Origin of the sequence: Pseudoalteromonas sp. BZA4 (assembly GCF_040104395.1) — a bacterium.
In the GTDB taxonomy this organism is placed as follows: domain Bacteria; phylum Pseudomonadota; class Gammaproteobacteria; order Enterobacterales; family Alteromonadaceae; genus Pseudoalteromonas.
The window spans coordinates 53,575-63,044 of the sequence record NZ_JBECOT010000022.1 but is presented as its reverse complement, the minus strand read 5'-3'; the positions used below and the strand labels follow the sequence as shown (position 1 = coordinate 63,044).

Sequence of the window (9,470 nt, the reverse complement as noted above, 5' to 3'; positions counted from 1 at the left end):
CAAGCACCTCTTCGTTTCCGCTCGACTTGCATGTGTTAGGCCTGCCGCCAGCGTTCAATCTGAGCCATGATCAAACTCTTCAATTAAAAGTTTTTTGAAACCGAAGTTTCGTGCTCAATGAATTCTGTATAAATTGACTATATAGTCACTCATAAGAAATTGAGACTCTAAATTTGTTTGCGTCACTTAGTAAACTAAGCTTCGCTGTTAGAACTCAATCTGTACGAGTGCCCACACAGATGATTGCTTTATATTGTTAAAGAACGTTTGAGATACTTTCGCGTCTCAAGGGCTGTGCATTCTACGCAAGCCGTTATTTTTGTCAACACTTAATTTTGAGAAAAGTTTATTTTTTCAAAACTCAGTCTTACTTGACTCAACCAACTCGTCGTTTTGCTTTTTTGTAAGCAGTCCGCCGTGTCGGTGGATGCGCATTATAGGGAGATCCGAATTGAGATCAACTGTTTTTTGAAGTTTTTATGAAAAAAATGACTGTTCGCGCAAAATACGAACGAAACGAGTGAAAATAGCACTAAAAAAGGCCCTAAAGGGCCTTTTAACGTTATTTTACTATGAGCTTCCAACCTACTTTTGCTTGTAGCTTGGACTCTAGTTGCAGTTCACTGGCCATTAATGGGTGATATTTTAACCAATCACCATCAAATGTCAGTGTGAGGGTGTTTTCATTAACACTGAGATCAATCGCTGGTAGTACATCATCTTGGCGACGCATTGATAAGATCACAGCGATCCGTACTACCCTTGTTAAGCATTCAGCGAGTACTTGATGACAGCCCAAGTGAGCAAAACTGTTTTTAACTAGATCAGCGCGATGCTCACAAGCAACAGCGGTAATTAATTTATGCTCAGATTGCGAGAAACCTGGCATATCAGTGTTTTCTATAATGTAAGCTGTGTGCTTATGATAAAGCTTGTACTCTATTAGTAAGCCAATCTCGTGCAATTTTGCTACTGTTCTTAGTAATGCGATTGCATTTTCATCGATTGATTGCCATTGCCCCATCACGCTTTTTGCCAACTGCTCTGCAAGTTGCGCAACCCGACAAGCCTGTTTTTGATCTACATGATAGCGATTCATTAAACCATCAACTGTACGCTTGCGGATGTCGTGGTTATGAAGCTCTGGCACCATGCTATATAAAACACCTTCACGCAATGCACCGCGAGCAAGACCCATTTGTTTTATATCTAGAGATTCAAACAAGGCGATCAATATAGCGAGGCCAGAAACAAACACTAGACGACGCTCTTCACTCAAGCCTGGAAGCTCAAGATCAGCAATCGTTTCAAATTGCACTGATTGCTCTTTAATAGCGATAAGTTTATCAAGCGTTAAAAGCTCATCTTGGTTTTGTGCAACCATGATTTCTTGTATCGCTTGCACTGTGCCTGACGCACCGCTCGCAATTTGCCATCCGGTTGCTTGGTATTCATCGACAATTTCTGCAACCACTTCACTTGCAGCTTTAATTGCAGCAGCAAAGTTTTCGTTACTGAGCTTTTGATCTTTGAAGTAGCGTTCTAAAAAGGTAACACAGCCCATGTGTAGGCTTTTATAATGCAGTGCATCAAAACCCTGACCGATAACAACTTCGGTACTGGCTCCGCCAATATCGATAACCAGTTGTTTACCGCTACAAGCAGAGGTGTGCGCCACGCCTTTATAGATTGTCTTAGCTTCTAGCTCACCGCTGATAACATTGATTTTATGACCAAGGATCTGTTCAGCTTTATGCTTGAATACATCAGCATTGCTAGCAAGACGTAAAGTTGCAGTCGCAACAATTGTGATGTTTTTCTGTGGTATGTCTTGCAGACGTTCAGCAAACAAGGCTAGGCATTCCCAACCTCGTTGCATGGCTTCAGTGCTAAGGACGTTGTTTTCATCAAGCCCTGCAGCAAGCCTTACTTTACGTTTGACTCGACCGATCGTTTGTAGACCGCCAGCAATCGATTTAGCGATCAGCATATGAAAGCTATTTGATCCTAAGTCGATTACTGCATACACATTTTTTTGCGGTTGAAGTTGCCCCACCGTTCAAAAACCTCTAGTTACTACTAAGTCTTCAACAACGGTCGTTTATTACGACCGTGATTTCTGGTAACTATTATTTGGTCGACGTCCGTTGTTATTACGATTACGTGGGCCTGTAGAATAGTTCCGCTTTTTCTGAATAGTAGGCTTAGTTAAATCATCAAGCAATGCACTTTTATCATAATGTGATAATGGAATGCTGTGTTCTATATATTGCTCAATTTCGTGGAGATTATAGGCATACTGTTCACAGGCAAAGCTAATAGCGTGTCCTGATGCACCAGCACGTCCGGTACGACCAATACGGTGTACATAGTCTTCACAATCATCTGGCAAATCAAAATTAAATACATGACTTACTTCTGGGATATGTAAACCACGAGCTGCAACGTCTGTTGCTACTAAAAAGTCTAAATCGCCTTTGGTAAATTGAGCCAAAATTGATTGACGCTTTTTCTGGTTTACATCACCGGTTAATAATCCAACTCGGTGACCATCTGTTTTCATCCATGCATAAACATTCTCACAACTGTGTTTCGTATTTGCAAACACAATCGCTTTATCAGGCCATTCTTCTTCAATTAAAGTTAACAGTAACTTAATTTTGTCATCTTGTGATGGATGGAATAGCTCTTCTTGAATACGCTTACCTGTTTTTACATCAGGTTCGACTTGTACGTGCTCTGGGTTAGTCATATGTTCAAACGCTAATTCCTGCACACGATATGACAAGGTTGCAGAGAATAATAGATTTAGTCTCTCAGACGTTTCTGGCATACGTCTAAACATATAACGAATATCTTTTATAAAGCCTAAATCGAACATGCGATCAGCTTCATCAAGCACTACAACCTCGATTTCATTGAGGGTATAACAGCCCTGCTTGTATAAATCGATAAGGCGTCCAGTAGTCCCAATTAAAATATCAACGCCTTTTTCTAGTTGTGCACGTTGTTTTTCGTAATCTTCGCCACCATATACTAATCCTAAGTTAAGATTACAGTGTGGGGCTAAAATTTTTGCATCTTTGTGTATCTGAATCGCCAGCTCCCTTGTTGGGGCCATGATCAGGGCTCTTGGATGTTTACTAGATGCTTTGCTAGATTGTAATAACCGATGGCACGTGGCAGTTAAAAACGCCAACGTTTTGCCCGTACCTGTTTGCGCTTGGCCCGCAATATCGCGGCCTTCACAAATAAAAGGTAGGCATTTAGCTTGAATGGGTGTGCAATATTCAAACCCATTTTCGGTTAAACCGGCAACCACTTCCGGTGCGATAGCAAAGTCTGAAAACTTTTTATCGGTCAAATGTGTCTTAGTCATAGCGTTTAAGCATAACGTTTAAACTTGCAATAAGAAACAAGAGTGTTTAAATACGCATTAAATATTTCGCCTAACTAATCGGAGATCGCAATGAGCGAGAAAATTATTCAATTAACTGACGATAGCTTTGAAGCTGACGTACTACAATCAGACAAACCTGTACTTGTTGATTTTTGGGCTGAATGGTGCGGACCTTGTAAAATGATCGCCCCTATTCTTGACGAAGTAGCTGGCGAGTTTGATGGCCGAGTTACCGTTGGTAAACTTAACATCGACCAAAATGCAGGCACACCACCAAAGTTTGGTATCCGTGGTATCCCTACATTACTTCTTTTCAAAGATGGTCAAGTTGCAGCAACTAAAGTTGGCGCACTTTCTAAAACTCAATTAGTAGAGTTTTTAGAAAACAACATCTAATGAAAATATAAAAAAAGGGCTTTTTGCCCTTTTTTTAGCTTTATTTTGTTTAAAGACTGGACGCCTTGCTAGTGACCTGCTAGTTTATAAAGCCAACTAATCCTTAGTTATACCAACAAACCTCACTCATGTATCAAACGATGATTTTGAGTATGACAATTGTAATAAAGAACCCACCAATATGCATTTACGCGAATTAAAAGACAAGTCTATCAAAGAGCTTGTAAACTTAGCTGAGTCCATGGGGCTCGAAAACGTAGCCCGTTTAAGAAAACAAGACATTATTTTCGCCATCCTTAAAGCGCACGCTAAAAGCGGTGAAAATATCTATGGCGGCGGTGTACTAGAGATCTTACAAGATGGTTTTGGTTTCTTAAGATCATCTGAAGCATCTTACTTAGCCGGCCCAGATGATATTTATGTATCACCGAGTCAAATCCGTCGATTCAGCATGCGTACTGGTGACTCAATTTCAGGCCTTATTCGTCCACCTAAAGACGGTGAACGTTACTTCGCACTATTAAAAGTAAATGAAGTAAACTTCGACAAACCTGAAAATTCTCGCACAAAAATCCTATTTGAAAACCTTACCCCACTACACGCAAACGAACGTTTACGTATGGAGCGTGGTAACGGTAGTACAGAAGACATCACAGCACGTGTACTTGATTTAGCCTCACCAATTGGTAAAGGCCAACGTGCACTTATCGTTGCGCCGCCAAAAGCCGGTAAAACGATGCTCTTGCAAAACATTGCGCAATCAATCAGCTATAACCAACCTGATTGTGAGCTAATGGTACTTCTAATCGACGAACGTCCAGAGGAAGTTACAGAGATGCAGCGCCTTGTAAAAGGTGAAGTAGTTGCTTCAACGTTTGATGAGCCAGCAAGCCGTCACGTTCAAGTTGCTGAGATGGTAATTGAAAAAGCGAAGCGCCTGGTTGAGCACAAAAAAGACGTGGTTATCTTGCTTGATTCAATCACACGTCTTGCTCGTGCCTACAATACCGTAATCCCATCTTCAGGTAAGGTATTAACCGGTGGTGTTGATGCAAACGCATTACACAAACCAAAACGTTTCTTTGGTGCAGCTCGTAACGTAGAAGAAGGCGGTAGCTTAACAATTATCGCAACGGCTCTTATCGATACGGGTTCGAAGATGGACGAAGTTATCTACGAAGAGTTCAAAGGTACAGGTAACATGGAATTACACTTAAATCGTAAGATTGCTGAAAAGCGTGTATTCCCAGCGATTGACTTTAACCGCTCAGGTACGCGTCGCGAAGAATTACTAACCAAACCTGATGAACTACAAAAGATGTGGATCTTACGTAAGATCGTTCATGAGATGTCAGAAATTGATGCCATGGAATTCTTAATTGATAAGCTTTCAATGAGCAAAACCAATGATGAATTCTTTGACTCAATGAAACGTCAGTAACTATTACTAGTTTTTAAAAAATGCCTGTTTAATACAGGCATTTTTTTTGCGTAAAACTAAGGACATAACCCCTTAAAAGTTATACTTTTACAGAATAAGTTTATTGGTAATTAACAGAAATTTGTTCTATACATTATAGGATTAAAGGTAAGGATCTCCTCAATGACCTGCATTAAAGTAGCTGTAGCTCTATTTATAATAAGCTTACTTAGTTGTATTGCTAGTTTTGCCGTATTTGATTTTTCTACTACTGCTATGGCTGCACTAATCCTCGTTATTGTAGTTCCTTGGCTTGCTTTAATTGCTTTTGTTTATATAACAGATAAAAAGCAACAAGATCATTTAAGCTACTTTGTTAAGCAAACTACTTCTGAGCAAGGCATCGATTTTACTTTTCGCTTTGACGAAAATGACAGCGAGTTGCCTAAAGCGTGTCATGCACTTAACGCAGGTTTAACAATGGCTGAGCATATGCTGGGCGAAATATACTCGTCATCTGCCCGCTTGTTACCTATGGCTGATGCACTTCGTGATACCTATGCATCGATGACTCAAAAAGCCACCATCCAAGATGCCCACGGTATTGATTTAGCAAATACGATCAATCGAATGATTGAAGTATCTAAAGAGCTGGATAGAAGTCTCGAACAAATATTAGGTTCAGTATCAGATGCCACTAAATCAGTACAACAAACCCGTTTAGACACAGATAAAAGCCAAGCAAGTCTTATCAAGCTTGCCGATAATATCAATCTGACGAGTGAGCAGATTATTTTACTTAAGCAAGATAGTGATGCTATAGGCTCAGTTATTGATGTTATCAATAGTATTGCCGAGCAGACTAACTTACTTGCGCTAAATGCTGCCATTGAAGCTGCGCGTGCTGGTGAGCAAGGTCGAGGCTTTGCGGTGGTCGCTGATGAAGTACGAAACCTAGCTGCCCGTACTAGTAAATCGACACAAGAAGTGCGTGAGATGGTTTCTAAAATTCAGCATAGTACTGAACAAGCAAACTCATTAATGCAGACAGCACTTAAAGAAACCGAGCGCACAGTTGAGCTATCTGAAGCATCTACAAAAGAAACCAATAAGATTGAACAAGCGATGCTAGAAATTAATGCGTTTTCTGAAAGCGTTCATGAGCAAGTGGCGATGCAAAGTCAAATGTCAGATGAAGCACAAATTAGTATAGATGCGATGGTTGAACTTAACTCTGATGCACTTTCAAGTTCACAAATACAAGCTGTTTCGAGCAAAGACTTAGTACGCCTTGCACACTCTTTAGATGAAAAACTATCAATGTTTCTGATCACTCACCCAGAAACCGATCAAGAGCAGCGTATTGATCGCTCTAGATTCGAAATGACTCAAGAAGTTGAGCAAATTCAAGATGGTGATATAGAACTGTTTTGATCAACCGATGCATTATGTAGTTGCTCAAGTAGCTGAGCAACTAAGCTTGTTAAGTCAGTAAGTTTATCTTGCTTTAATGCCGACTCAAGTGCCATAGCACTCATTGCCACATCATCTAACTCAAACATTTTAGCCGCGCCACCTATACGGTGAGCATCCTGCTGTAAATTAAACAGTTCATGAGCAGCAAAATGCTGTTGTATCAATGCGCTTTCATGCTCAAAGCTATTTATAAAGCTTGCAACTAAATCACTCATATCATGCTGGGACTTCGTTTCTGCACCGTCTTTTTTGCAATGCTTAGCAAGTTGCGTGTAAAACACTTTTTTATCAATCGGTTTAGCAAGGTAACCTGTAAAACCAGCTTCAAGGTAACTGTCGATTTCGTGGCTAATTGCATTAGCCGTTAATGCATATACAGGCTGGGTAAAGCCACACTCTTGTAGTAGCTTGAGTGCATTTAATCCATCTAGCACTGGCATTTGAATATCCAGCAGCACCACATCAGGGAATTCTTTTAGACAATACTCTACAGCTTGCTCACCATTTTCTACCGCAATAACCTCAAGACCCATCGACTCTAAATAACGAGAAATTAAACGGCGGTTGTCTGAGTGATCTTCCGCAAGCAGCACTTTACCAGACAAACCTTTTGTTACTGGCTGCACAAACTTTGCAAGCTCAACTGTTTCCGTGCTTGGAGTATGCTCTTTGCACGGCAAATAAAACGAAAATATGCTCCCTTTATTTAGCTCACTTTCAACACTGATATAGCCACCCATCATCATCGCAAGCTGTTGCGATAGGCTTAAACCAAGCCCAGTGCCTCCAAAGCGACGGCTGATGCTATTGTCGCCTTGCCTAAAACATTCAAAGATTTGCTTAAGCTGCTCAGCATTCATACCAATACCTGTGTCAGTCACACGAAACCATACGCCTTGCTCTACTTTATAGACCTTTAACTCTACTTCACCTTGATTGGTGAATTTAATTGCATTCGCACATAGATTTATAAGAATCTGTTTAATGCGGGTAAAGTCGAGCTGACTGTAAAACTGTTCGCCAAGCTCATTATGAAATGAAAAGTTCAGCCCTTTATCTTTGGCTTGACCACTAAGCATAGAATGAACATCAGTAAGTAATCGAACTAAGTCCCCCTCTTTTAGGCTTAACTCTAGCTTGTTAGCTTCGATTTTACTGATATCAAGTACGTCGTTAATCAGCTCTTTTAAGTGATCACTTTGTTTTTGAATAACAGCAAGCTCATCATTTAACTGCTCTGGTTGATAATAACCATTCATTAGATTATCGGTTTGGCCAAGGATTGCAGTTAAAGGTGTACGAATTTCATGGCTAATATTTGCCAAAAACTGACTTTTAATTTCATTCGCGCTGCGTAATTGATCTGCGGTTTCTTCAAGCTCTTTGGTGCGTTTAGCAACCATTAACGAAAGTTGCTCTTTTGCCCCTTTTTCGATGTTACGACGATAAATAGTAATACCCGTCACCACTATCATCACAAACAAGATAAATAGCATAATGCCCAACTGACGTTGTTTAGACATTTCGAGCTCTTGCACATTCTGTAGCTGCTTTAATTCAACAATTTCTTGATTAAGCTGACTTGCTTGGATTTGGCTTTGCAGCTCACCCATAGACTTTAATAATTTTAGACTTTGCTCGCTTTTAAAAGCGCGAACAAACTCATCAAAACTAGCAACGGCTGCTGCATAGTCACCCTTACCTGACTTAATCAGGGCCATCATTCCGGCACCGTCTTGTACTCTCAAATCATCTTTATATTGTTTAGCCATAAAAACTGAGGTAGTCAGAGTGGCTTCAGCTTCAGTAAGCTTTCCTTGTAATAACTCGATTTTTGCTTGCGACAATAAGCCAGCCAGCTCTAATGTTTTATTATCAATTTTTTTTGCAAACTCAACGGCTTTTTCTGCATGACTCAAGGCAAGCTCTAAATCACCGGTGCGCAGATACACATTAGCGATATTAGTGTGGCGTGAAGAGAGAAAGTAAGCGTTATCCGTTTCTTGGTAATAGCGCAAAGCACGCTGATAGTAGTGTAAAGAAAGTTGATACTGCCCAAGCTCTGAGTAAGCAACCCCCATATTGCCATACGACTGAGCAACGCCATCTTCATCACCTAATTTTTGGAAGATCTCTAGCGTTTCTCTATACATATCAAGCGCAATATCATAGCTCGACAAACGAATATAAATACCCGCTATGTTGTGTAAAATATCGGCTTTATCTTGCTCGCTACCATGCTCTTCATAAATTTCTTTCGCTTCTTTGTAATATTTAAGTGCTTGATCCATATTGAACATGTCAAAGTAAGCAAGGCCAATATTACTGAGTAAGTTTGCTTCGGCAATTGGCTCTGGTAGTTTTTCTGCAACACTTAATGCCTTGCTATAAGCAAGCACCGCTTGTTGCATCAAGCCTTGATAATAATAAGTGACGCCTTGCATTTTTAGGCTACGAAAGTAGCGATTTGGCGTTGCTGTAAAACTGGTTGCTTGCTCTGCCAATTGGTAGTTTTTTACCGCCGCAGAGAAATTACCTCTCTCTAACGCAAAGTCGGCAAGCTGCATGTATATATCGAGGCTTAGTTCTTGATTTGTTGTATTTTGATTAAGCAGCTTTTTGGCAAGCTGTTGCTTTTCTTGCCATTGCTCGGATTGACTAAATTGCTCAAGTAGCGAAGTGGATGCAAAGCTAGACTGCGAAACAAACAAACTACAGCTGAACAATAAAGCAGTGAGCAAGCTTACACGCAGTGATGTGAACATATGGCGAAATCCC

At 40.4% G+C, this 9,470-nt stretch carries 6 protein-coding genes and 1 rRNA gene; 3 read left to right on the top strand and 4 right to left on the bottom strand.

Annotated features, from left to right (window positions below; translation table 11 throughout):
* The 3 genes from ABMY41_RS11165 to rhlB all read right to left on the bottom strand — a co-directional run.
* A 16S ribosomal RNA gene (locus ABMY41_RS11165) occupies positions 1-86 on the bottom strand; the annotation flags it as partial.
* A gap of 476 nt (positions 87-562) precedes the next feature.
* Positions 563-2,056, bottom strand: a complete 1,494-nt coding sequence (gppA, locus tag ABMY41_RS11160) for a guanosine-5'-triphosphate,3'-diphosphate diphosphatase (RefSeq protein ID WP_062566225.1) — start codon at positions 2,054-2,056, stop codon at positions 563-565.
* 48 nt (positions 2,057-2,104) lie between these two features.
* Positions 2,105-3,379, bottom strand: a complete 1,275-nt coding sequence (gene rhlB, locus ABMY41_RS11155; RefSeq protein ID WP_287244875.1) for an ATP-dependent RNA helicase RhlB — start codon at positions 3,377-3,379, stop codon at positions 2,105-2,107.
* 90 nt (positions 3,380-3,469) lie between these two features.
* Between rhlB and trxA the strand changes: the two genes are divergently transcribed.
* The 3 genes from trxA (at position 3,470) to ABMY41_RS11140 (ending at position 6,650) form a co-directional block, all read left to right on the top strand.
* The gene (gene trxA / locus ABMY41_RS11150) at positions 3,470-3,796 is read left to right on the top strand and encodes a thioredoxin TrxA (protein WP_054554679.1); all 327 of its coding nucleotides are present in this window, start codon (positions 3,470-3,472) and stop codon (positions 3,794-3,796) included.
* Positions 3,797-3,977: 181 nt separating this feature from the next.
* On the top strand, positions 3,978-5,237 hold the full coding sequence (rho, locus tag ABMY41_RS11145; protein ID WP_054554678.1) for a transcription termination factor Rho: 1,260 nt from the start codon (positions 3,978-3,980) through the stop codon (positions 5,235-5,237).
* 162 nt (positions 5,238-5,399) lie between these two features.
* Complete coding sequence (locus ABMY41_RS11140; protein ID WP_349274671.1) at positions 5,400-6,650, top strand: methyl-accepting chemotaxis protein; 1,251 nt, start codon at positions 5,400-5,402, stop codon at positions 6,648-6,650.
* Here ABMY41_RS11140 and ABMY41_RS11135 read toward each other — a convergent pair.
* Complete coding sequence (locus tag ABMY41_RS11135; protein ID WP_349274670.1) at positions 6,623-9,457, bottom strand: tetratricopeptide repeat protein; 2,835 nt, start codon at positions 9,455-9,457, stop codon at positions 6,623-6,625. The genes ABMY41_RS11140 and ABMY41_RS11135 overlap by 28 nt on opposite strands.
* Positions 9,458-9,470: the final 13 nt, after the last annotated feature.

Bases quoted from the DNA above. Each gene is read 5' to 3' on its own strand.
- ABMY41_RS11135 (WP_349274670.1), bottom strand. From the start codon at position 9,457: ATGTTCACATCACTGCGTGTAAGCTTGCTCACTGCTTTATTGTTCAGC.
- rho (WP_054554678.1), top strand. From the start codon at position 3,978: ATGCATTTACGCGAATTAAAAGACAAGTCTATCAAAGAGCTTGTAAAC.
- rhlB (WP_287244875.1), bottom strand. From the start codon at position 3,379: ATGACTAAGACACATTTGACCGATAAAAAGTTTTCAGACTTTGCTATC.
- trxA (WP_054554679.1), top strand. From the start codon at position 3,470: ATGAGCGAGAAAATTATTCAATTAACTGACGATAGCTTTGAAGCTGAC.
- ABMY41_RS11140 (WP_349274671.1), top strand. From the start codon at position 5,400: ATGACCTGCATTAAAGTAGCTGTAGCTCTATTTATAATAAGCTTACTT.